Origin of the sequence: Shewanella sp. SW24 (assembly GCF_025653395.1) — a bacterium.
In the GTDB taxonomy this organism is placed as follows: Bacteria; Pseudomonadota; Gammaproteobacteria; order Enterobacterales; family Shewanellaceae; genus Shewanella; species Shewanella oncorhynchi.
Genome location: NZ_JAKKSH010000085.1, coordinates 1 through 638, shown reverse-complemented (window position 1 = coordinate 638; position 638 = coordinate 1). Strand labels below are relative to the sequence as shown.

Annotated in this window: 1 rRNA gene; it reads left to right on the top strand. The window is 48.7% G+C overall.

What is annotated here, in order from left to right:
• Positions 1-309: 309 nt before the first annotated feature.
• A 16S ribosomal RNA gene (locus tag L5M17_RS23030) occupies positions 310-638 on the top strand; the annotation flags it as partial.

Sequence of the window (638 nt, the reverse complement as noted above, 5' to 3'; positions counted from 1 at the left end):
AAAATACTCCTTGACGCGAAACGGGAAATGCGTAAAATGCACGACCCTGAGCTGATGAAGCATCAGCACGACCCGCCGGCAACGGTATGTGGTCAACGCTCTTTAACAAGATAAAACAAGAAATCTGTGTGGACACTCACAGGTGTTGAGTTAATCGAAACTGCTTAGCCTTCGGGTTGGCAGTCAAAAATTTAAATCAATGTAACAATGAGTGTTCATAGTAATATGTACAGTTTGTTTCTTTAGTTAGAAACAAAAAATCAGAATTCATTGAGCCGCTGAAGTCGCAAGACGGAAGCAACAAAACTTTAATTGAAGAGTTTGATCATGGCTCAGATTGAACGCTGGCGGCAGGCCTAACACATGCAAGTCGAGCGGCAGCGGGAAGRTAGCTTGCTATCTTTGCCGGCGAGCGGCGGACGGGTGAGTAATGCCTAGGGATCTGCCCAGTCGAGGGGGATAACAGTTGGAAACGACTGCTAATACCGCATACGCCCTACGGGGGAAAGGAGGGGACCTTCGGGCCTTCCGCGATTGGATGAACCTAGGTGGGATTAGCTAGTTGGTGAGGTAATGGCTCACCAAGGCGACGATCCCTAGCTGTTCTGAGAGGATGATCAGCCACACTGGGACTGAGA